We start from the raw sequence: 21,698 nt of genomic DNA, 5'->3' as shown, positions 1-21,698 counted from the left end.
TTACGGCTCCGTGGCCGATGCCGCCGCGGGCGCCTCGCTCGCGGTCACGGCAGGCGAAGCGGTCGAAGCAGGAAGCAGCGGTGGTACTGCAGGGAGGATAGGCGGCTGAGGCGGCTCTTCCGTCACTTCTGCCGCCGGTTGCGCAGGCGCACGCTTGACGCGCACTGGCTTGTGCACCGCCGTCTGCGCGGGTTTCTTCGCGAACGTCTCGTCGATCCATCCGCGCAGCCGCGTGACGAAAGTCTGCCACGCGCTCGGCGGCGCCTGCGTGTCGAAGCGCGCGCGCGAGTCGATCAGGCGCGAGCGCAACGCGCGCTGCACGAAGTCGCCGACCATCGGCAACGCGCTATGCGCGCCTTGTCCCCAGTAGTCGCTGCGCAGCGTCACGCGGCTGTCGTTGAAGCCGACCCACGCGCCCGCCACCAGTTGCGGATGCATCAGGATGAACCAGCCGTCCGCGTTGTCCTGCGTCGTGCCCGTCTTGCCCGCGACATCGCCGCGAATCCCGAAGCGCGTGCGAATGGCCGTGGCCGTGCCGCGATTCACGACATCGCGCATCACGTCGACGAGCTTGTGCGTCGCGTCGATCGACAGCGCCCGCTCCGGCGTGCTCTCGAATTGCGCGAGCACGTCGCCCTTGCGGTTCTCGATGCGCGTGACGAGTAGCGGCTCCATGTAATTGCCGTTGTCGGCGATGGTGCCGTACGCCGAGACCATCTCTTTCAGCGTCACCGGACTCGTGCCGAGCGCAAGCGACGGCACCACATCGAGATGACTCTCGCGCACGCCCATGTCCCGCGCGAGACGTGCGACGCGCGCCGGGCCGACCGACTGCATCAGTTGCGCGGTGATGCGGTTCTTCGAGAACGCGATGCCGTCGCGCAGGCTGACCGGACGTCCGCTCGGCGGCGCTTCGTCGGTGGGATGCCAGGTCTCGTTGCCCTTCACCGGAATGGTCACGTCCCGATCGATGAACGTATCCGTCGGCAGCGCGCCGCGCTCGAACGCCGCGCCATAGACGAAGGGCTTGAACGTCGAGCCCGGCTGACGCCGCGCCTGTTGCACGTGGTCGAACGGGTCCTGCGTGAAGTCGCGGCTGCCGACCCACGCCTTGATCTGCCCGTTGCGCGGGTCGAGCGCGAGGAACGCGGCCTGCACGCGCGTCTTGTTCTCGCAGACGTTGCGCATGAACGCGCGATCCGCCATGAGATGCTTGAGGGCGTCCGCGTCGGTCGCGCCGGCATCGCGGGCGGCGCGGTATTCGCTCGTCTCGCGCACGAACGCGCGCGCCAGATCGGCGTCCGCGTTCGCGCAGCCGCCGTGTCCGTTCCAAGCGGCATTGGCGATCGACTGCAACTGATTGCCCTGCCACGTGAGCGCCTGCGTGGCCATCGACTGAAGGCGCGAGTCGATCGTCGTGCGCACGACGAGCCCGTCCGAATAGACATTGAAGTCGTTGTCGTCGGCCCACGCGATCAGCCACTTGCGCAACTGCTGCGCGAAATGCGGCGCGCGTCCCGGCTCTTCGGTCTGCCGCTCGAAGTCGATGCGCAGCGGCCGCTTCGCGAGCGCGTCGAGTTTCGCGGGAGGAAGATGCCCGAAGCGGACCATCTGCCCGAGCACGATGTTGCGGCGGTCGAGCGCGCGCTCGGGATTGATCACGGGGTTGTAGTAGCTGTTGCCCTTCAGCATGCCGATGAGCGTCGCGCTTTCGAGCACGTCGAGCTGGCCCGCCGACTTGCCGAAGTACGTGCGCGCGGCCATTTCGATGCCGTAGGCGTTGTACAGAAACGGCACCGTGTTCAGATACGTTTCGAGAATCTCGTCCTTCGAATAAACGGCTTCGATCTTGAACGCGGTAATCGCTTCCTTGAGCTTGCGCGTGAGTGTCTGCGAGCGGCCGATTTCATCGGGATACAGATTGCGCGCGAGTTGTTGAGTGAGCGTCGAGCCGCCCTGGCGATCGCCCGAGAACGTGTGCAGCGCCGCCGACGCCGTGCGCCGCCAGTCGATGCCGTGATGCGAGTAGAACCGCCGGTCTTCGGTCGAGATGAGCGCGTCGATGACGTACGGCGAGACCTGCTTCACGCTGACCCATTCGCGATGCGTCGGCTTGAATTCGGCGAGTAGCTTGCCATCGGCGGAAAGAATCTGCGCGGGCTGATCGACCTTGGCCTTGCGGATATCGCTGATGCCGGGCGTGAACGGAATCAGCGCGAGCACATACAGGACGAAGAGCGCCGGCAGCAGCAGAAGCGTGCGCGGCCGGCCGTGCGGACGCAGCCGGGCCGCGAGACGGGCGAGCATCGCGCGGGCGATGACTTTGAATTCGGACGCAATCAAGACGAAACGGCGGGGGGCAGCGTGGAAAACACGCATCGTAACGCATCTTTACAATGCGCTTGCCACCGTTCGACCGCTCAAGCCTTGCGCACGAACTCCGATTTAAGGCTCATCGCGCCGAAGCCGTCGATCTCGCAGTCGATATCGTGGTCGCTATCCACGAGGCGAATGTTCTTGACCTTCGTGCCCATCTTGATGACGCCGCCCGAGCCTTTCAGCTTCAGGTCCTTGATGACGGTGACGGTGTCGCCGTCGTTGAGCACGTTGCCCGCCGAATCGCGATAGACCTTCGCGGATGCTTCGGCAGCGGTGTCCGCCTTTGCGCTCCATTCGTGCGCGCACTCCCGGCAGACGTACGCGCCGCCGTCTTCATACGTGAATTCGGAATGGCAGTGCGGGCAAGGGGGAATTGCGTTCATCGGTTGTCCTTCAGGCCGTGCGTGGCGAAAAAGCGCGTGAGTATAGCGCCGCGCACGGTCCCGATTTCCGACGATCCTACGCCGCTCATTCGCCGCTCGGCGTCGGTGCCAGCCGATGCGTATTCTTCGACGCCTTCGCCGCCGAAGCCGCCGCGTCCGCGACGCCGGCCGCGCCGGAAGGGACATCGACCGGACGCGTGGTCGCGCCCGCCGCCGACGGATACATGACCATCAACGTGCGCAGCACGCCGTTGGTCCAGCCGAAGCCGTCCTGCAACGGATACTCGCCGCCGCCCGCTGCGGTCGATCCGGCTTTCGCGTCGACATCGTATTTCTCGACGAGCTTGCCGGTATGCTGGTAATACGCGACGTTCGTCTGAATCCAGCGCTCCGCGATTTGGCGCGCGAGCGCGGACTCGCCATAGCGACGCAGGCCCATGATCGCGAGATATTGCAGCGGCGCCCAGCCGTTGGGCTCGTCCCATTGCTGGCCGGAGCGCACCGTCGTGGTCGCGAGGCCGCCCGCGCGCAGGAGCTTCCCGCGAATCGTCGATGCCACCGCGCTCGCCTGCGCTTTCGTCGCGATGCCCGCGTACAGCGGATACACCGTCGCGGCGCTCAGGCGATGCGTGAGCGCATGCGCGACGAAATCGTAATCGCCGAACGCGTGCAGTTGCGGGTCCCAGAGATGGCTGCGGATTGCCTGCGCCCGCGCGTGCGCGCGTTGTTCGAAGTCTTCGGCTTGCGCGGCATCGCCTTTCACGCGATACGCCCGCGCCAGCGTGCGTTCGAGATCGTAGAGCAGCGCGTTCAGATCGACCGGCGCGAGCGACGTGACTTCGATCGTCGCGAGCGACTTGCCGTCCGAGAACCAGCGCGAACTGAAGTCCCAGCCGGTTTCGCCGCCCGCGCGCAGATTGCGCCAGAGGTCTTCGGCATTGCGTTGCGGCATCTGTTTCGCCGTCTCCACGTCTTCGCGATACGACTCGTCGCGCGGCGTGGCACGGTCGTCCCAATAGCGGTTCAGGAGCGTGCCGTCCGAAAGACGCACGACATGCCGATACGCCTCGCCGGGCGCGACCTTGTTCTCGCCGTCCATCCAGTACGCGTATTCGCGCGCGAGTTCCGGCAGATAGCGCAGATACGCGCTGTCGCCGTCGGTTTCCGTCGCGAGCTGAACCATCTGCGCGAAGAAGGGTGGCTGCGAGCGGCTCAGATAGTAGCTGCGGTTGCCGTTCGGAATATGCCCGTATCGGTCGATGAGCGTCGCGAAGTTATCCAGTTCGTTTTTCATCAACTCGCGCTGCCCGCTTTGCCGCAGTCCGAGCATGATGAAGTAGGAATCCCAGTAGTAGATCTCATCGAAACGGTCGCCCGGCACGACATACGCATACGGCAGCGGCAACAGCGATGACCACGGGCTCGCGTTCGCATCCGGATTGCGGCGCAGGACGGTCCAGAGCGTGTCGATATGCTGCGTCACGCTTTCGTTCGGGTCGGACGCATAGCCCTTGGTTGCCCGTTGGGGCAGCGTGAAGTGCGAGCCGACGAAGCGCGCGAGATCGAACGGCTGCGTCCGGTTCGCATAGTCGATCATGACTTGCTGCGGCGACACGTTCGGCGTCATGTCGGCGAACGTCTTGCTATCGGGATAGACGTGCGCGAGTTGCACCTCGCGATATAGCTCGCCGTAGAGCTCGGACGGCGGCAGCGGCGACGAGGCGGGCGCGCTCGCCGCCACGGCTGCGGACGCGGCTTGTATTTCGCTTTGTGCTTGCGTGGCGGTTGAGAACGCCGCGGCGCTCGCCGCGATCAGCAATGCGCGTGTAAGAGTGGTGAAGCGTGTGGCAGGGTGTTTCGCTTGATGCATTCGATTCTCCGCGTGATGCCGGAAGCACAGGTTCAAGACTGAACGCTGTCGCAAGATGCATTCCGCAGAGCAATCGAATGTTCTCGTCAGGAAGTCGAGTCCGACGCTTGCTGCCAGCCGAGGCCGAGACTCTTTTGCAGCGACACGAAATCTCTCAGCAACTCGGCGCGCGCCGCGACCACGTCCTGTTGCGCGGCGAACTCGGTGCGCTGAGCGTCGAGCAAGTCGATGAGCGTCGATACGCCCGCCGTGTACCGTTGACGCACGAGCGTAGCCGACCGCTCCGACGACGCCTGCACTTCCTGAAGCCGCACGACATGCTCGCGCTGATTGCCATAGCGTGAAAGCGCCGAATTCGCGTCCTTCAGCGCGGCGAGCACCGTTTTGCCGTAACGCGCTTCCGCTTCGTCACGCGATGCCTTCGCTGCATCGACGCTCGCCGCCGTGCGGCCGAAATCGAGCACGTTCCATTGCAGATACGGCACGCCCAGCCACGAGAAGTTCTCCTTGCGAATCAGATGCCCCGGCTCCGACGCCGAGAAACCGATATCGCCGAGCAGCGAGACCTTCGGAAAATAATCCGCGATATGCTCGCCGATCTGCGCGTTGCTCGATGCGAGACGCCGCTCCGCCGCGCGAATATCCGGGCGCTGCTGCAACATCGTCGCGGGATCGCCGATCGGAACCGACGCGGGCAGCGTCGGCAGCGGCGCGGGCTGCGCGAGTTCGACGTCGAGCGCGCCGGGCGCGCGGCCCGTCAGCACCGCGAGTTGATCCAGCGAATCGGTGATCTGCACTTGCAGCGGCACGAGCGTCGCGCGCGTCGTGTTGACCTGCGTGTTGAGGCGCTCGACATCCACTTCGGCCGCCGTGCCGCGTGCGCGGCGCTGCTCGGTCAACGTGAGCATCTGCTGCTGATAGTCGGCGGTGCGCTGCGCAAGCGCGAGCCGCTCTTGCTCGTCGCGCAAGTCGATATAGGCGGACGCGACTTCGGCGGCCAGCGACACTTGCGTATCGGCGAGATCGGCCTGCACGGCTTCCGCTTCGCCCGATGCCGCTTCTATGGCGCGGCGCGTGCCGCCGAAGAGGTCGATCTCCCACGATGCATCGAAGCCGACGGTGTAGAAGTCCAGCGGGCCACGGCCGCCCGAGCCTTCCGATCCGCCGAGAATGGCCGTGTCAGGCGAGCGCATGCGCAACGCCGCCGCGGACGCCGAAGCCTTCGGCAATGCGTTCGCGCGTTCCCCGCGCAATTGCGAGCGCGCCTGGCGCAGACGCGCCTGCGCCATCTTCACGTCGAGATTGCCGGCGAGCGCGGCGTCGATCAGCGCGTCGAGTTGCGGGTCGTTCAGCGAGCGCCACCATGCGGCCGGCGCGTGCGTGGCGAGCACGCCCTGCGACGGCGCGCGCACGAACGCGCCGCTTTGCACCGATTGCGCGGCGACATCCGGCGCGCCGTGATAGTCGGGTCCGACGGTGCAGGCCGCGAGCGCGAGCGCCGCGAGCGGCAGCAGACGAGTGAAGCGAAAGTGATAACGGGACATCGTGTGGAGATTCATTGCTTCAATGTCCGGCGGACGGCGCTTCGCCGGGTTTGAACGACGGCGTTTTCAGCAACATCGCGAGCGGCAGGCAGGCGAGCAGCGCGATGGCGAGCACGTAAAACGTTTCGGAGTACGTCATGACGACGGCTTGCTGGCCGATCTGCATCGAGAGTTGCCCGAGCGCCTGCAACTTCGCGTGCGCCATGTCGCCGGTCTGCGCGAAGAAACTCGCGGCGCTTCCGGCGATGCGCTCCTGCCCGATGACCGAATTCGCCGTCACGGATTCGCGGATGGCCGCGTTATGAAAGTCGTTGCGCCGGTCGATCACCGTGCCGAGGATCGCGAGCCCGACCGAGCCGCCGAGATTGCGCGCCATGTTGTAGAGCCCGGCCGCATCGCCCGATTCTTCGCGCGACACCGCGGCCATCGACGCCTGATTGAGCGGCATCATCGCGAGCATCTGGCCGATGCCGCGCAGAATCTGCGACCAGAAGAAGTCGTGGCCGACGCTCTGCGCGGTCAGCGAAATGTCCAGCAGGCAGCTTCCGGCGAAGCAGAGAAGGCCCGCGATCACGAGCACGCGTGAGTCCACCTTGCCGAGCAGGCGCGGCAGCACCGGCATGATGAGAAACGCGGGCACGCCGGAAATCAGCATGATGGAGCCCGACTGCAGCGCGTTGTAGCCTGCCACGATGCTCAGGAACTGCGGCAGCAGAAACGACACGCAATAGAGTCCGGCGCCGACGGCGAAGACGATCAGAATGACGCTCGCGTAGCGCGGATTGCGCAACAGCGAGAGCCGCACGATCGGGCGCTTCGCAATGACCTGTGACACGGCGATCAGCACCATGCCGAACGCGGCGACGCACGAGAGCAACACGATTTCGCTCGACTCGAACCACTGATTGCGCTGGCCTTCTTCGAGCACGACCGTGAGCGAACTGAGCCCGATAGCGAGACCCGCAATGCCGATCCAGTCGGCCTTGAAGAACGCGTCCCACTGAGACTTCTCGGACGGCAAGCCGGAAAGCAGCAGCGCCACCAGCGCGACGCCCACCGGCAAGTTCAGAAAGAAGCACCACGACCACGAGATGTTTTCGGCGAGCCAGCCGCCGACCACCGGCCCCATGAGCGGGCCGAGCAGCACGATCAGGCCGAAGATGGTCATGCCCACCGGCATCTGCTCGCGCGGCAGCCGCGTGCGGATGATGGTCTGCGCCGTGGGAATCATCGCGCCGCCGGTGAAGCCCTGGCCGATGCGGCCGGCCACCATCATCGGCAGTGAATGCGAAAGGCCGCACATGGCGGAGAACATCGTAAAGAGCACCGCGTTGCCGAGCAGGAAATTGCGCAGACCGAAGACGCGCGTGAGCCACGCGGCGAGCGGGATCATCACGATTTCCGACATCAGATAGCCGGTGGAGATCCACGTGCCTTCGGTGCCGGTCGCGCCGATTTCGCCCTGGATCTGCGGCAGCGCCGAGTTCGTGATGGAGATGTCGAGCGTGGCCATCAGCGCGCCGAGCGCGCCGGCGGTCACGGCGATCCAGTCTGTCGCGGTGGCGCGTGCCGGCGCGTTCGCGCTTGCCTCAGTCATGATGGTTCTCGGCTGCGATGCGCTTGCTGTCATCGGTGGCCGACTTCGTGTCCACGTCGACGGTCACGGACAGGCCCGGCAGCAGGACCTGACGCGTTTGCGGCCCCGTGTCGATGCGAATGCGCACCGGCACGCGCTGCACGATCTTCGTGAAGTTGCCGGTGGCGTTTTCCGGCGGCAACAGCGCGAACTGCGCGCCGGTGCCGGGCGAGAAGCTCTCGACGACGCCGTGCAGCTCGGTGCCCTTCAGCGCATCGACGTGCAGCGTCGCCGGCTGGCCGACGCGCATGCGGCCCACTTGCGTTTCCTTGAAGTTCGCTTCGAGATACACGCTCTGCACCGGCACCACCGTCATCAGACGCGTGCCCGGCTGCACGTACTGGCCGACGCGCACGGTGCGGTCGCCGACGCGCCCGGCGAGCGGGCTATACAGCGTGGTGTCGTTGAGATCGAGCTTCGACTGGTTCATCTGCGCCTCTGCGGCTTCCATCTGCGCGCGGGCCTGCACGATCTGCGCCTCGGTCGCGCCGATTTGCGTGGCCGCCGAGCGTGCCGCAGCCAGATTCGCGGCAAGCGTCGCGCGAGCCTGATCGCGCGTGCTCACGAGGCTCGCGAGCCGCTCCTCGGTTTCCGCCCCGGTGGCGACGAGCGGCCGATAACGGCGCACGTCGTCTTCGGCATGCGCGAGGCTCACGCGCGATACCTCGGCTTGCGCTTTGGCCTGGTCGGCATTCGCGTGCTGCTGCTTGAGTTCCGCCTCGGCTCGCTGGATGTCGGCGGCGCGCGCATCGAGCGTGGCCTTGGCCTGATCGAGCGACGCCTGATACTGGCGGGTATCGAGCCGCGCGAGCGGTGCGCCCGCCGCCACCGCCTGATTGTCGGCGACGAGCACGTCGGTCACGTAACCGGCTACCTTCGGCGCGATGGTCACGCTGTCTGCCTGAAGATACGCGTCGTCCGTGCTCTCGATGAAGCGGCCGACCGTCCACCAGCGCAGTCCCCAGATCAGGCCCGCGACAATGGCGATGATGCCGACGATGAGCAACAGCACGCGTCGCCGCGACGATTTGCGTTGGGTCGACTCGTTCGATTCGCCGCCCTGTGCAGGTGCTGTAACTGCCATGATTTCTCCAACCTCGATATGACCGCGCTGCAAGGCGGCCGTAATGAACCTGCATCCGATGGCGCGGCCGCGACATTTGCGGCACGCTCGCCAAACTAGACGGCATCGTCTAGTATGCATGATTGTAGACGGATGCGTCTAGTTTCGTTCGACGATTGGAGACCCGATGACGAAGTCACAGGATCACGACCCGCATGCGCCTGAACGCGCGAACAGCGCGCGTTCGCCATTGCAGGCGCGCGGGCGCGCGCGCATCGAGTCGGTGCTCGACGCGACGGCCGATCTGATTGTGGAAAAAGGTCTCGCCGGCGTGACCATGCATGGCGTAGCCCGCAGCGCGCAGACGCCGATCGGCTCGATGTATCACTTCTTTCCGGACCGCGAGAGTCTCTTGAGCGCGCTCTGGGACCGGCACAAAGCGGCGATGGGCGAGATCGACGACGCGCTCGATAAGATCGACACCGAGACGTGGCGCACGTTGTCGTCGGAGGCGGTGATCGACCGCATCATGACGCCTTACATCACGTATCTGGAGCAGCACCCGGATTGCCTCATCCTCATGTCCGTCATGCCGCACGACGACAAGACCAAGCGCGAGTCCGGCACGCTCCGGAAGGTGATCGACGTGCGCATGGCGAGCGTGAAGCCCGCCGAGCGCGCGCTTTACGTCGACATGTTGCGCGCGCTCGCGAGCGGCGCGCTCGCCATCAAGCTGCGTCCCGCGATGGGCGACGTGCAACTCGCGAAGCGCTATCTACGCGAGGTCAAGCGGGCGCTGGCGGCCTATCTCGCCGTGGTGGAAGCGTCCGTGTCGGGCTGACTTTCTTCCGATTACAGCGCGCTTTCTACGAGCCTTGCGTAGGCAGCGCGCGCTTCTTCGTTCAGGGTTTACGACGAAGAAACAACGTTCGTTCTATTCACTAAGGCATCCTATCTTGTTAGGCAGCGATCGGTTTAGTGCTTCACTCGTGTAGTTAAATCGTGAATACGTCGGGAGAATCGCCATGCGCATGATCGCGTCTTACTCGTTGGCCGCCGCAATGTCCGTTGCACTCGTGTCGCCGCTCGCTCACGCGTACGGCTACGACGACTATCCGCAGGGACGTTGCATGCTTCCCCAAGGAACCGTCTCGCTGGTCGAGAATCAACTGGCCAAAGTCGTCAATGCGGGCGACGGCAACGGCGGCATTTTCAAGCCGAACCGGATGTGGGCCGCGGTCGTGGATCGCGAAGGACACTTGTGCTCCGTCATCAAGACGGGCGACGCGTGGCCCGGCAGTCGCGCCATCGCCATTGCGAAGGCGTACACGGCGAACGGCTTCTCCAACGATGCGCTCGCGCTCTCCACGGCGAATCTCTACGCGGCCACGCAGCCGGGCGGCTCGCTCTACGGTCTGAACAACTCGAATCCGTTCGATGCGCGCTTTCTGGAACACGGCAGCGGCATCGGGCGCACGCTCGGCGGCGTAATCACCTTCGGCGGCGGCGTGGCGCTCTATGCGGGCGGAAAGGTGATCGGCGGTCTGGGCGTGAGCGGCGACAGCGCCTGCGCGGATCATGCGATCGCATACCGCATGCGCAAGCTCGCGGGACTCGGCAACGTGCCGCGCGGGCAGGGGCCGAACAACACTGACAACATCATCTATTCGACGGGCGCCTCGCCGATGGGATTCGAACATCCCCACTGCTTTCCGACCGATCTGAGCCCCGCAGCCATCGAGTCGACGCGCTGAATCGGCATCGCCTGTCAGGGCGGTGCGCGGACTTCGGGCGGGCGCCGGTAAAATACGGGCCTTGCCCGCCAAATGGCCGCGTCGCGCGTGACCCGCGCGGCGCGGCATCGTCAACGGGCATTCGCCCCACGAAGGCAAGCATTTCGTCCCACACGCGGCCCGCAACCCACGCCGCGCTTTGCCATCCGACGCAGCGAAACGTGTCGCCGTGACGCCTTCCGGGCATCACGCGCCGGCTGCTGCGCTCGACGTTCGCCCAGAACATACACGCCACGACATTCGAGGACCGCACCACATGCTTGCCCGCATTACCCGTCTTTTCCCGCTTTGGGCCGTACTTGCTTCGGTTGCCGCGTACTTCTCGCCGTCATCGGTCACCGGCATCGCGCCGCACGTGACGACGCTGCTCACCATCATCATGCTGTCGATGGGCGTGACGCTTTCCATCGACGATTTCCGGCGCGTCTTCACGCGTCCGGCGCCGGTCGTCGCCGGCATCGTGCTGCACTATCTCGTGATGCCGCTCGCCGCCTGGGTTATCGCCAAGGCGCTGCGCATGCCGCCCGATCTCACCGCGGGCATGGTGCTCGTCGGCAGCGTCGCGAGCGGCACGGCGTCGAACGTGATGATCTATCTGGCGCGCGGCGATGTCGCGCTCTCGGTGACGATCAGCGCGCTCTCCACGCTCGTCGGCGTGTTCGCGACGCCGCTGCTCACGCGCCTTTATGTCGACGCGTCCATCGCCGTGGACGTCCACGGCATGCTCATGAGCATTCTGCAGATCGTCGCCCTGCCGATCATCGTCGGGCTGATCGTGAATCATTTCTTCGGCAAGCTGGTGCGCAAGATCGAGCCGGTGCTGCCGCTCGTGTCGATGGTGTCGATCCTGCTGATCATCGCGGCGGTGGTCGGCGGAACGCAGAAGAGCATCGCGTCGGTCGGCGTCGTCGTGGCGCTCGGCGTGGTGCTGCACAACGGCATCGGATTGCTCGGCGGCTACTGGGGCGGGCGTCTGCTCGGTTTCGACGAAGCCGTTTGCCGCACGCTGGCGATCGAAGTGGGCATGCAGAACTCGGGTCTCGCCGCGACGCTCGGCAAGCTCTACTTCACACCGATTGCCGCGCTGCCCGGCGCGCTCTTTTCCGTGTGGCACAACCTGTCGGGCTCCATGCTCGCGGGCCACTGGGCGGGGCGTCCGGCGAAAGGATCGACCCGCGATGCCGACGCGCAACGCGTCGCCGCTAACCGCAGCGGCGCATAGCGGACGTGGCGCCTTCGGCGGCATCGCGCGATGACAGGCAGAATACGCGCTGACGCCGCTTCCAAGCCTCATTCCATCTGAACCGGCGGATGCCTCGTCACGGCATCCGCTCCTTCGTCGCTTTCGTCGCTTTCATGAACCCTGCTCATCTGGACGGCACGTTCGTCGCCGCGCGCCCGGCGAACTCGCCGCGCTTTCTGCTGTTCCTCGTGTGTCTGTTCGCATCGGCAGGGCAGCTTGCCATCGACATCTACGTGCCCGCGCTGCCCGCGATGGCGCGCTATTTCGCGACCTCGCCGCAAGCGATCCAGTCGAGCGTCTCGGGCTACATGGCGGCCTACGCGCTCGGCCAACTGACGCTCGGACCGGTGGCGGACGCATACGGCCGCAAGCGCGTGCTCGCGTTCGGCCTTGTCGTCTTCACGCTCGGCTGCCTGCTGTCGCTCGCCGCGACGAACCTCGAAACGTTTCTTATCGCGCGCTGCCTGCAAGGCTTCGGCATTGCGGCGACGAATCTGCTCGCGAAGGCCATCATCACCGATTCGTTCTCGGGCCACGCGTTGATGCACGCGTTCACGTATATCTCGATCGCGTGGGGGCTCGCCCCGATTGTCGCGCCTGTGATCGGCGCGCATCTGCAGACCGCGTTCGGCTGGAAGGCGTGCCTCGTCTTCCTGCTCATTTATTCGATCGTGATGTGGGCGCTCGTATGGCGTTATCGCGAGACGTTGCGGCGGCCGGTGCGGCTCGAGCCTCGCACGCTGATGGCGAACGCGGGCAAGGTGCTCGCAAGTCCGGTGTTTCAGAGCTGCTTTCTCGCGCAGGGCCTCTGCTACAGCATTCTGCTGGTGTTCAATATCGTCGGACCGTTCATGGTCCAGAACACGCTGCACAAGCCGCCGACGTACTTCGGTTATCTCGCGCTCGGCATCGGCATGATGTACTTCTTCGGCGGCTTGTCGAACCGCGTGCATGGTCCGCGTCTGCCGAGCGCCGAAGCGCGGCTGCGCATCGGCTCATGGACAATGGCGGCTGCGTCGGCCGTCATGCTGCTGCTCGCGTTGACCGTCGGCCTTCGCGTATGGACGCTCGCGCTGCCCGTGCTCGTGATGGGCTTTTGCGCCGGCGCGATGTATCCGACGCTCATGGCGAAAGGCAATTCGCTGTTCCCGCACATCGCGGGGCTGACGAGCGCGATTCTAGGTTGCGCGCTGCTGCTTGTTTCGTCGGCGATGATGGGACTCGCGGGCTTCGTCTCGGTGCAGGTGCTGACGCCGCTCGCCGCGTTCTTCGTGCTGGTCGGAATGACCGTCGTATGGATGGTGGGCAAGCTGCTGCGCCATCTGGAAACGCAGGCCAACGCCTAGTCTCGCGCGACTATCGCTCGCCTCGCGGCATCAGAAGTGATATGCAACAGACGCCACGCCGTTGAGATCGAGACGGCGCTCGGTGATCGGACTGCCGCCGGCATATTTTTCGAGGCGTCCGATTTGCGCCGTGACATCGGCGGACCAGTGCGCGTTCATCGTGTAGGTAGCGTTCAGGCCGAGGTGGATATCGCGCAAGCCGGAACGCGTCGCGTACTGAGGCAAGCCCGACGCGGCGCTTTCCTGCGCGCTGACGCCGAAAAACGTCCTCGTATAAGCCGCGTTCGCCCACGTCAGACCCGGTCCGACGGAGAGCAAGAGCTTGCCCAACGGAGCCGACATATAGAGATCCGTCATCGCGGTGAGACCTTGCCCCGTTCCGGCTATATCCTGATATACGGCAGCCGCGCCCGTGAACGCCCACCACGTGTAGTCTGCAAAAAGCCGCAGCTTGGGGCCGTAGTGGACATCAGGCAAGCCCTTCAGACGGGAGTCGTCGGAGGCGGATTGCGATTGGAAATCGAAGCTCAGCGACGCACCGACGTGATAGTTCTCGCCCTTCAACGCATTCACGCCGAGCACGTCCGGGCCTTGCGAGAAGATGCGTTCCTTCCACGATATGTCCTGAACCGGGAACGGCAGGACCTGCAATTTCGACGAGCCGGGATACTTCGGAAAGACATACAGGCCGGGCCCGATCGACACCTTCCAGTCACTGGCGGGCGGCGGCTCATCAGCGTTCGCCGCGTGCGCAGTGGCCGTTAGCAGGAGGGCGAGTGCCGCCGCGACCGCGCACGTGCGATTCATGCTTTCCTCGCAACGGTCGCCAGTTGCCGCAACCGGCGCGCGAGGGCGCGCGACACGACCGGCGTCGGCGCATGGTTCGATTCCGACGCTGCCGCGCTTTCGCGCAAGAAGAGCGCGCATTCCCGCGCGACGACTTCGCGCTCGTTATCCGATGTGATCATGTGATATGAATCGTCGAGCCAGATCGTGCGGAGGAACGACGCCCCGACGTTCTTGCCGACGAAGCGGGCGTTATGCGGGCTCGACGTCTCGTCGTCGATGGCGTGAATGATGAGGCAGTCCGTCGTGATGCCCTTGAGCTCCTTGCGCACCGCGTGAGCGAGGCGGCTCGCTTCGTGCAGCGCCGGCATGGCGATGGACGCGGGACCGACCTCACTGATTTCATTCTTCTGCATTGCGCGCGCGATCTTCGAGCGCAACGCCTCGTTGCGCAGGCCGTACGGCTCCTCTTCGCGATAACGGTAGCGCGAGCGCAACGGCGTGTAGTAGAGATAGTCGAGCAGAAAGCGGTACCACGGTATCGCCCGGCCGTCATAGTCGAGCGTGACCGACAGCAGCAACAACGCGCGCGCGTCCGGGCGTCGTTGCGCGACGGCGGCTGCGAGCGTCGCGCCCATCGAAAGCCCGCATACGGAAACGTGGCGATAGCGGGCGGCGAGCGCGTCGAACTCGTTGATGGCCGCATCGATCCATCCTTCCATCGCTTCGTGTCCGGTGCCCGCGCTGTATCCGCGCAATTCCGGCGTATGCGTCGCGAAACCTTCGTCGGCGAGAAATCGCGCGAGGAAACGCAGTTCGAGCGGCGAACTGGAGAGGCCGTGCAGAAGTAAAACGGCGTGATCGTGGCCGTGTGCCGACGAAAACTCGGGCGCGTTCATAGTCAGTCTTCTGCTCGCAGAATCAGGAAGTCGCCCGACGGCGTGACGAAGCGCTCGCACACGCACTCGACGGGTTGCCAGTCCTCGCGTCCGCCGGACCGGAAACGGATGCGGTGATGCCCCGGCGTCAGGCGAACGCTTACGCGGGCAAGATCCTCCTCGTGCGCCTCGGCATGCTTCGTCCCGTACGCGATGCCTGAGCCGAACGATGTGTCGTCGAAGACGCCGTTGCGCGTGGCAGTCGCCGCGGCCACGACACTGCCGGGCGACACGCCGTTCGCCAGGTCGAGCGCCTTGATGACGACGAGCGAGCGATTGTATTGCGCGATGTGATGCAGCATGCGATGCATTTCGTCCGTGGCGCGACGCGCGATGAGCCGCTCGTTGTCGTGACGCAGCAGCATTTCATAGCGCGACTGCGCGACCGCCGCGAGCAGCTCGGCGCGATACTGCGCGCGTCGCAAGCGCTCATGAGCGTGATGACGACGATCGTGATGAGCGGATAGGAGATGAGCAGCCGGAAGTCGGAAGCGTCGATGACGTCGATGCGCCCGTACGGCGCCACGAACAGATAGTCGGCGATCACGAGTCCGGCCAACATCACGAACGAGGCGGGCGCGAGGCCGCAATAGTACTGAACGAGCGCCGCAGCGATCAGGAAAGCCGCGCCGGGCATGACGGGACCGAGCAACGGGTGCAGCATCGTTCTGATGATGCCGGCGGCAAAAAGTGCTGCTCCGGCGATGAGCCACCTCTTTGCTCCGCGCGGCGCCCACCGTCTGGAGTTTTTGATTTGCATGCGTTCGACGCGATTTTGATGTTCTTTGCCTGGCCCGGGCGATAGAGCGGGACGCTTGCCGCGCAGTCAGATCGAGAGCGGTGCGTAGTATCGTGCGATTATAGGGTTCTTGTTGATCGCCGAATTCCCAGAACTGGGGGTTGATCTGACTGCTTATCGCCGATTAGGACGATGCCGAGGCACGGGCATGAAGGCGCGGCCCTTGTCGCCGCGCCTTGCGCCGTCAAACCATCGCGTCCTCGGTCAGCGCTATGGCGTGACGCTTGGCCACAGCAGAAAGCTGAAGCGGCCAGTCTGCGACGTCCCCTGCATCATGCAGATCTTCCAGGTCGTGAAGTAGCGCTAACGTTTCCGCGCGATAGACGTCGACACCGGACATCGCCAGCGCGCGCAGTAGCGGACCGTCTTGCCCCGCCTTGTAATAGCTGATTCCGAGGCCTTCCAGCGGATGACCGTAGTGCGCGTCATCGATCAGGATGCCGATCGCGCATCGGCGGCCGTCTTGCCCGCGCAGGCGGCAGGTTCCGTCGTCATCCACGGATAAGGCCTGCTGCGCAAGCAGATGCGACCGCACTTTCGCGAAGATTTCCGTCAGGTCTTTCATGATGCGTTGCCTTTGATTCACTAGGCGGCGCGCTGCAAGCGCTCGGCCGAGAGGCCAAATTGGCGCGCGATGGAACGCAGGCGGTCCTCCCACTCCCAGATGCCGAAAACGTCGTGTACGTTCTGCAAGCAGCTCAACAGTTCGACCGTTTCTGGTGAGAACACGTTGATCCTTGCCCGCAAGAGCGCCTTTCTGAGCGCGGCGACGCCCACATCCATATAAGCCGGAACGCGCGTCGGGTCCGCGAGAATGAAGCGCACCGGCACGCCTTCCATGGCAGTGCGATAGTCGCCCGGCCGCACCAGCGCGCCGACGGGACAGCCACCGCATCGTCCGCGGTAAGCACCACCGCCTCGCGGCAGCAGCGAAGCCGATCCTTGCGTGAGAAGGTGGTCGATGCTTCGTTCAAAGATTTCCTGATGCGAGAGAAACGTTTGCGACATGGTGTGCTCCGACGAGAAGTGGTGCCTGAGTATCGTCGGAAGGAACGACGCCGCGCATTGATGAAAACCCTGTTTTACCGATGATCGCGCACATGACCGGCACGATTTACTCGTTCGCGTTTCGCGGCCTCGCGAAACGGACGACTCCTGACTTAACTAAACGGATAAGCAGCCGATAAGAGTGTTCGGAGATAGGCCGTTCCTTAAGTGGTCTACGGCAGTCGGGCGAGCCAGGTGCGATTCGAAGCGGCATTCGCATTCAAGGCATCGCATCGCGCACTACTACAAAAGATTTGGCGTTCGGCAAGTGGCAATGAAAAAAGACGTGCGGCGGTTCGTGCGGGGCCTTCGAGGCTCCAAAAGAGGCCGGCTTTTCGGAGCGGTCATCTTTCTGTTTGCAGTTGCGTCGTTCGCTGCGCTGACGTGCTATTTCGCGGCGAGATCGCGATCGCAACAGGAAGACGCGCTGCGACAAGCGCTCACGGTCAGTTCGCAACTGGAACTGATCGCCAATCTGCATATCGACGCGAACGCGGACTTCCTCACCGGCGTCGGCAGCGCGCGGTTTCGATCGCTCGCCTGGCCGGTGTCGCGTGCCGTCGAAGCCATGCGCTCGTACGATCTGCTTCAGCGCTTCCTGAACGACGACGAGGCATCGTTCTATCAGCTATCGACGCTGCGCAGAGACACCAGCCTGTGGGCATCGCAACTCGACCTGGCCGCGACGAGCGCGCGCGGCCCTGGCGCGAGCCGAGGCGTCGATTCGACGCAACTGGAGAAGGCCAACAAGACGCTTCAGTCGATCATGCATGGGCTCTCCGAACTGCAACTGGCGCAGAGGTCGAAGCTCGCAACGATGCAACTCACGGCGGAAGCGCAACTGGTTCGGCAGAAGGTCACGTTCGCCGTCGCGCTCGCCACGGGTTTGATCTTGCTGGCTTACGCGCTCGTGATCGCGCACCGCGCGTCGCTCGCGAGCAGCGCGGCCAGGATCGTTGCGAGGGAAGCACATGACCGCTTTATCGAGTACTTCGCGCAGCATCCGCTGGCAATGCTCATCTTCGACATTCATACGGGACGCGTGCTCACCGCCAACGCAGCGGCGCAGCGTCAGTACGGAGGCAGTCTCAGCGAGCTGATGCAGATTACCGCCGACGACCTGCGTCCGCCGGAGGATAGACAGCAATTCCGGCAAGACCTGGAGATGTATATCGCGGCAAGCGCGCCGGCAGGGTCGGGCGGCGTGCGCAGGCATACGCGTCTGGACGGTCACATCATTCATGTCGATGTCTCGTACCATCTTCTGAACTATGCCGGCCATGAAGCGTGTTTCGTCACGGCAGCCGACGTCAGCGCGCACGAACTGGCAAGACAGGAGTTGAGGATTCGCAGTCGAGCGCTGGACGCGTCGGACAATGCCGTCGTCCTTCTGCAAACCACCACCGAAGACGCTGTGCAGGTGATCTACGCGAACCCTGCGTTTCAGCGGCTCACGGGGCTGCCTGTCGCGGACGTTCTCGGCAAAGAAGCGGCCGACGTCCTGCCCGGAAGCATGAATGACGCGGCTTTGCTCGATGCCACGTCATCGACTGCGGATCGTCTCAAAGCCGCGACGGTCGTCGAGGGACGCCGTCGAGACGGATCGCGATTCTGGGCGCAGCGTCAGATATCGCCCGTGCTCGACGAGCATGGGCGAACGACACACACGGTCGCCGTGTTCAGCGACATCACGGACCGGATCAGGGATCAGGAGCAATTGCAGTTGCAGGCAAGCCTCGATCCGTTGACCGGGTTGCTCAATCGGTCTGCGTTATATGCACGGTTGTCAGACCTGCTCTGCACGGCCTCGACGTCAGCCTGTCAGATAGCGATCCTCTTCATCGACCTCGATAACTTCAAGGAGATCAACGATTCGCTGGGCCATGTGTGCGGCGACGAGGTCATCAAGGAGGTCGCGCGGCGACTATCGCGCAGCGTCGGCGAGTACGACGTCGTGGCGCGCTTTGCCGGCGACGAGTTCGTCGCGTTGCTTGTCGGGCGCTCGGGTATCGACGAACTGATCGGCAGGGCGAAGGCGCTGCATGCGTCGGTGAACGCGAATCTGCGCGTGGGCGGTGAGTGCGTCGCTTCGAACGCGAGCGCTGGAGTAGCCATTTTCCCCGATCACGCGATTGACGCCAGCACGCTGATTCGCTACGCCGATGCGGCGATGTATCACGCGAAGCGTTCCCGGCAGAGCGCGCTCGTGGTCTACGACGAGTCGATTGCGACCGCCGACGCCGAGCGTGTCGAGCTCGCGAAGCATCTCAGCCGTGCCGCTCAGACCGATGCGTTGCGGCTGGTTTTTCAACCGCGTGTCGCGTTGGAGAGTGGCCAACCGGTCGCATTCGAAGCGCTGTTGCGATGGTTCGATGGTGAGCGCGGACTCGTTAGCCCCGCTGTCTTCATACCGCTCGCCGAGGAGAATGGGCTGATCGTGCCGATAGGCGAGTGGGTGTTCGAACAGGCATGTCTTCAGGCAAAAGACTGGGCGCGGGATTATTCGGACATCGTCGTTTCGATCAACGTGTCGGCCATGCAGTTTCTGCATTCCGACTTCGCAAGCACGGTGGAGAGGACGCTTGCGAAGGTCGGCGTCAGTCCGCGCAACATCGAACTCGAAGTGACCGAGAGCGTGTTGATGACGCCGGCCGCCCTTGTCGCGCTCAACGCGATCAGACGAATGGGCGTATCGATCGCGATCGACGACTTCGGCACAGGCTTCTCGAGCCTCAATTACATTCGGGAGTTCAAGCCCGACTGCATCAAGCTCGACCGGTCGTTCGTTCAGGGCATCGGTAAGTCGACGATCGATGAGGTCATCGTCAAGGCCGTGCTGGCGATGGCCCATACGTTGGGGATGCGTGTCGTCGCCGAGGGTGTCGAGACCATCGAACAATTTGCCTTCCTCGCCGACAACGAGTGCGACGAAGTACAGGGCTTCCTCACCGGACGCCCGATGCCTGCGCCGCAGGCGCGCCAGGCGCTGAGCAGGTCCGGGAATGAGGCCGTCGAAGCGTTTGCGTAGAACCGCTACCGAATACGCTCAGTCGCGCGGCGGGACGTTTGCCTTGTTGCCGGCGAGCGGCGCGCCATAGCCGCCGTCGTTCGCATTGTTGGGCAGGCCGTTGACCATCTGTGCGCGGGGGTCCGCCGGGTTGAGGTTCAACTCGCCTGCTTGCACGTTGCCGTGCGACGGATATTCGCTGCCGAGCGGCGCGTTCGGCATCAGCTTCGGGTTGTTGTGGGGCGCGCGCATATCCGTCTCCGGGCTCGGATGCGACTGCGCCAGAGCGAACGGCGTTGCAACGCACAATGCGGCGAACACAAGCACTAGCTGTTTCATGACTGGCTCCCGTTGCGTAGTCCAGTATAGGTGCTCCGGTGCCGGCATCCACGGATACCCCTACGGACGAGCAGACCAGCGTTTGTCATACGGTCCTTCATGCGGCGCAGCAGTATCGCATGTGCTTCCTTCGGTCATCTAAGCGCGCACCGACCGTCTCACATCGGCTAGCAATAATCGAATAGTTCGACCGTGCTAAACGAAGACTCTCAGCTCGACGAAGCGTCAGCCTGTTTGTGCGTTCTGACTCTTTTACTTTGCAATACGTCGCAGTCGTTCTATCCTAACGCATACGGTTGCCCGATCGCTTGCTCATTCGGCAATGCCCGCAACTGACATAAGAGGTGGAGACATGCGTGCTTTCGTCGTTTCAGTCTTATTGCTGCTGCAATTGACGGCTTCCTTCGCGGGCGAGACGCCCCTGGTGTTCGACGCGCAAGGCAAGTTCGTCGGACCACTGGACGATTACGGCGGGCCCGGCCTTTATCTCACCGTCAATGGCGCGATCGCATTCGTGCCCATCGAGCGCGTGATCGTCTCGGGCGACGGCGGGCCGCAGACCGTTTATTCGGCGACGCAATTCAGATGGTCGGGCATGAACGTAGCCGACTTCACGTCGACGGACTGCAGCGGCACGCCGGTCATCACATTGACGACAGGCGTGCGGCCATCGACCACCATACGGCTAGGCCACGACGTCACGTTGTACGTCGCGCCTGCCACCAACTCCGCGCCGATCCTGATCGGGTCCGTGCGGTCGGGTCCGACCTTTACCTGCGCGGCATCGGGCACGCCAGTCACGGAATACGGCTGGCCGACCGAGAGCACCTTCTCGCTGACCGGCGCCTATCCCGAGCCGCTCACCGTACGCATTCCGACCGGCAACACGCCCGCGCGGTGAGGCTAGCCGAAGGACTTCGCAACAAGCGCGTCCCCACTGAACCATGACTATGGGCTTGAGGTGCATGCCATGCGCAGAATGATTCTGTTGACGCTGCTGTGCTCGGGCGCGATGACGTCGTTTGCCGATGAAGTCGAGCACCACCATCATCATCGGCACGTACTCCGTGTCTTCGACGCGAACGGGAAGGAAGTCGGCCCATTGAAATACGCGGGAGGCAGCGCCGGTGTCTTCCAGTCGGTGAACGGGGCGCCGGTCTTCGTGCCGATCATGCGGCGGCAAGTCTCCGGCACCGGCAACAAGATCGTCTATTCGGCGACCGAGTTCACGTGGGGATGGTATTTCATGAACCAGTTCTATTCGAGCGATTGCAGTGGCGCGCCGCTCATCCCCAGCACGACTGCATCGCGGCCCGCGTTTGCAGTGAGAAAAGGCTCGGACGTCACGGTGTATGTCGCGCCGGAAACGAACTCGCAATTCCTGACCGTCTCGTCGTACACCCTGGGCACCAACGGACAATGCCAGCGCTATAACCCGCCCATCACGGCGGCGGGCTGGCCGGTCGACTCCAGCTGCGTGATTACACAGGAACATCCCGAGCCGTTGACGATTCACTACTGATGC

At 64.1% G+C, this 21,698-nt stretch carries 18 protein-coding genes and 1 pseudogene; 7 read left to right on the top strand and 12 right to left on the bottom strand.

Features of this window, described 5'->3' with window-relative positions:
• From LDZ24_RS27260 to LDZ24_RS27235, 6 genes are all read right to left on the bottom strand, one after another.
• Complete coding sequence (locus tag LDZ24_RS27260) at positions 1–2,379, bottom strand: penicillin-binding protein 1A (RefSeq protein ID WP_371747504.1); 2,379 nt, start codon at positions 2,377–2,379, stop codon at positions 1–3.
• 41 nt (positions 2,380–2,420) lie between these two features.
• Positions 2,421–2,762, bottom strand: a complete 342-nt coding sequence (locus LDZ24_RS27255; protein ID WP_248324453.1) for a zinc ribbon domain-containing protein YjdM — start codon at positions 2,760–2,762, stop codon at positions 2,421–2,423.
• A gap of 85 nt (positions 2,763–2,847) precedes the next feature.
• The gene (gene treF / locus LDZ24_RS27250; RefSeq protein ID WP_248324452.1) at positions 2,848–4,632 is read right to left on the bottom strand and encodes an alpha,alpha-trehalase TreF; all 1,785 of its coding nucleotides are present in this window, start codon (positions 4,630–4,632) and stop codon (positions 2,848–2,850) included.
• An 86-nt stretch (positions 4,633–4,718) separates the two neighbouring features.
• A complete protein-coding gene (locus LDZ24_RS27245; protein ID WP_248324451.1) occupies positions 4,719–6,191 on the bottom strand; it encodes an efflux transporter outer membrane subunit in 1,473 nt (490 codons plus the stop codon).
• 4 nt (positions 6,192–6,195) lie between these two features.
• The gene (locus tag LDZ24_RS27240) at positions 6,196–7,773 is read right to left on the bottom strand and encodes an MDR family MFS transporter (RefSeq protein WP_248324450.1); all 1,578 of its coding nucleotides are present in this window, start codon (positions 7,771–7,773) and stop codon (positions 6,196–6,198) included.
• Positions 7,766–8,896, bottom strand: coding sequence for an HlyD family secretion protein (locus LDZ24_RS27235; protein ID WP_248324449.1), 1,131 nt, complete (start codon positions 8,894–8,896; stop codon positions 7,766–7,768). The genes LDZ24_RS27240 and LDZ24_RS27235 overlap by 8 nt, the downstream gene beginning before the upstream one ends.
• 166 nt (positions 8,897–9,062) lie before the next feature.
• On the opposite strand from LDZ24_RS27235, the gene LDZ24_RS27230 reads away from it, so the two are divergent.
• The 4 genes from LDZ24_RS27230 (at position 9,063) to LDZ24_RS27215 (ending at position 13,257) form a co-directional block, all read left to right on the top strand.
• The gene (locus tag LDZ24_RS27230) at positions 9,063–9,716 is read left to right on the top strand and encodes a TetR/AcrR family transcriptional regulator (RefSeq protein WP_248324448.1); all 654 of its coding nucleotides are present in this window, start codon (positions 9,063–9,065) and stop codon (positions 9,714–9,716) included.
• 220 nt (positions 9,717–9,936) lie between these two features.
• Complete coding sequence (locus LDZ24_RS27225; RefSeq protein ID WP_241270105.1) at positions 9,937–10,629, top strand: heme-binding protein; 693 nt, start codon at positions 9,937–9,939, stop codon at positions 10,627–10,629.
• 295 nt (positions 10,630–10,924) lie between these two features.
• Positions 10,925–11,890 (top strand): bile acid:sodium symporter family protein, encoded by a 966-nt coding sequence (locus LDZ24_RS27220; protein ID WP_175945907.1) that lies wholly within the window; start codon positions 10,925–10,927, stop codon positions 11,888–11,890.
• A 134-nt stretch (positions 11,891–12,024) separates the two neighbouring features.
• Entirely contained in the window at positions 12,025–13,257 is a 1,233-nt protein-coding gene (locus LDZ24_RS27215; RefSeq protein ID WP_248324447.1) for a multidrug effflux MFS transporter, read from the top strand.
• Between the two features lie 30 nt (positions 13,258–13,287).
• On the opposite strand, the gene LDZ24_RS27210 is transcribed toward LDZ24_RS27215, so the two are convergent.
• From LDZ24_RS27210 to LDZ24_RS27190, 5 genes and pseudogenes are all read right to left on the bottom strand, one after another.
• The gene (locus tag LDZ24_RS27210; protein ID WP_248324446.1) at positions 13,288–14,064 is read right to left on the bottom strand and encodes a MipA/OmpV family protein; all 777 of its coding nucleotides are present in this window, start codon (positions 14,062–14,064) and stop codon (positions 13,288–13,290) included.
• Positions 14,061–14,942, bottom strand: a complete 882-nt coding sequence (locus LDZ24_RS27205) for a carboxylesterase (protein WP_248324445.1) — start codon at positions 14,940–14,942, stop codon at positions 14,061–14,063. Before LDZ24_RS27205 ends, LDZ24_RS27210 begins: the two co-directional genes overlap by 4 nt.
• 2 nt (positions 14,943–14,944) lie before the next feature.
• A pseudogene (locus tag LDZ24_RS27200) lies at positions 14,945–15,741 on the bottom strand (DUF4118 domain-containing protein).
• Positions 15,742–15,964: 223 nt separating this feature from the next.
• A complete protein-coding gene (locus LDZ24_RS27195; protein ID WP_248324444.1) occupies positions 15,965–16,345 on the bottom strand; it encodes a hypothetical protein in 381 nt (126 codons plus the stop codon).
• Positions 16,346–16,365: 20 nt separating this feature from the next.
• Positions 16,366–16,788: a hypothetical protein gene (locus LDZ24_RS27190; RefSeq protein ID WP_248324443.1), complete on the bottom strand. Its 423-nt coding sequence runs from the start codon at positions 16,786–16,788 to the stop codon at positions 16,366–16,368.
• Positions 16,789–17,101: 313 nt separating this feature from the next.
• On the opposite strand from LDZ24_RS27190, the gene LDZ24_RS27185 reads away from it, so the two are divergent.
• A complete protein-coding gene (locus LDZ24_RS27185) occupies positions 17,102–19,855 on the top strand; it encodes a bifunctional diguanylate cyclase/phosphodiesterase (protein WP_248324442.1) in 2,754 nt (917 codons plus the stop codon).
• An 18-nt stretch (positions 19,856–19,873) separates the two neighbouring features.
• Here LDZ24_RS27185 and LDZ24_RS27180 read toward each other — a convergent pair whose 3' ends face one another.
• Positions 19,874–20,173 carry a hypothetical protein gene (locus tag LDZ24_RS27180; RefSeq protein ID WP_206470620.1) on the bottom strand — a complete coding sequence of 100 codons (300 nt, stop codon included), beginning with the start codon at positions 20,171–20,173 and terminating at the stop codon, positions 19,874–19,876.
• A gap of 352 nt (positions 20,174–20,525) precedes the next feature.
• On the opposite strand from LDZ24_RS27180, the gene LDZ24_RS27175 reads away from it, so the two are divergent.
• Positions 20,526–21,074 (top strand): hypothetical protein, encoded by a 549-nt coding sequence (locus LDZ24_RS27175; RefSeq protein WP_248324441.1) that lies wholly within the window; start codon positions 20,526–20,528, stop codon positions 21,072–21,074.
• Between the two features lie 69 nt (positions 21,075–21,143).
• Positions 21,144–21,695, top strand: a complete 552-nt coding sequence (locus LDZ24_RS27170) for a hypothetical protein (RefSeq protein WP_175945927.1) — start codon at positions 21,144–21,146, stop codon at positions 21,693–21,695.
• The last annotated feature ends 3 nt before the right edge of the window (positions 21,696–21,698 follow it).

This window comes from Caballeronia sp. Sq4a (assembly GCF_023170545.1).
Lineage (GTDB): Bacteria > Pseudomonadota > Gammaproteobacteria > Burkholderiales > Burkholderiaceae > Caballeronia.
This window is presented reverse-complemented; position numbering and strand designations above follow the sequence as displayed.

Excerpts from the sequence above, each read along its gene's own strand:
- LDZ24_RS27180 (WP_206470620.1), bottom strand. The coding sequence starts at position 20,173 with ATGAAACAGCTAGTGCTTGTGTTCGCCGCATTGTGCGTTGCAACGCCG.
- LDZ24_RS27175 (WP_248324441.1), top strand. The coding sequence starts at position 20,526 with ATGCGTGCTTTCGTCGTTTCAGTCTTATTGCTGCTGCAATTGACGGCT.
- LDZ24_RS27170 (WP_175945927.1), top strand. The coding sequence starts at position 21,144 with ATGCGCAGAATGATTCTGTTGACGCTGCTGTGCTCGGGCGCGATGACG.
- LDZ24_RS27260 (WP_371747504.1), bottom strand. The coding sequence starts at position 2,379 with ATGCGTGTTTTCCACGCTGCCCCCCGCCGTTTCGTCTTGATTGCGTCC.
- LDZ24_RS27195 (WP_248324444.1), bottom strand. The coding sequence starts at position 16,345 with ATGAAAGACCTGACGGAAATCTTCGCGAAAGTGCGGTCGCATCTGCTT.
- LDZ24_RS27215 (WP_248324447.1), top strand. The coding sequence starts at position 12,025 with ATGAACCCTGCTCATCTGGACGGCACGTTCGTCGCCGCGCGCCCGGCG.
- LDZ24_RS27255 (WP_248324453.1), bottom strand. The coding sequence starts at position 2,762 with ATGAACGCAATTCCCCCTTGCCCGCACTGCCATTCCGAATTCACGTAT.
- LDZ24_RS27230 (WP_248324448.1), top strand. The coding sequence starts at position 9,063 with ATGACGAAGTCACAGGATCACGACCCGCATGCGCCTGAACGCGCGAAC.
- LDZ24_RS27245 (WP_248324451.1), bottom strand. The coding sequence starts at position 6,191 with ATGAATCTCCACACGATGTCCCGTTATCACTTTCGCTTCACTCGTCTG.
- treF (WP_248324452.1), bottom strand. The coding sequence starts at position 4,632 with ATGCATCAAGCGAAACACCCTGCCACACGCTTCACCACTCTTACACGC.
- LDZ24_RS27235 (WP_248324449.1), bottom strand. The coding sequence starts at position 8,896 with ATGGCAGTTACAGCACCTGCACAGGGCGGCGAATCGAACGAGTCGACC.
- LDZ24_RS27220 (WP_175945907.1), top strand. The coding sequence starts at position 10,925 with ATGCTTGCCCGCATTACCCGTCTTTTCCCGCTTTGGGCCGTACTTGCT.
- LDZ24_RS27205 (WP_248324445.1), bottom strand. The coding sequence starts at position 14,942 with ATGAACGCGCCCGAGTTTTCGTCGGCACACGGCCACGATCACGCCGTT.
- LDZ24_RS27190 (WP_248324443.1), bottom strand. The coding sequence starts at position 16,788 with ATGTCGCAAACGTTTCTCTCGCATCAGGAAATCTTTGAACGAAGCATC.
- LDZ24_RS27240 (WP_248324450.1), bottom strand. The coding sequence starts at position 7,773 with ATGACTGAGGCAAGCGCGAACGCGCCGGCACGCGCCACCGCGACAGAC.
- LDZ24_RS27210 (WP_248324446.1), bottom strand. The coding sequence starts at position 14,064 with ATGAATCGCACGTGCGCGGTCGCGGCGGCACTCGCCCTCCTGCTAACG.
- LDZ24_RS27225 (WP_241270105.1), top strand. The coding sequence starts at position 9,937 with ATGTCCGTTGCACTCGTGTCGCCGCTCGCTCACGCGTACGGCTACGAC.
- LDZ24_RS27185 (WP_248324442.1), top strand. The coding sequence starts at position 17,102 with ATGAAAAAAGACGTGCGGCGGTTCGTGCGGGGCCTTCGAGGCTCCAAA.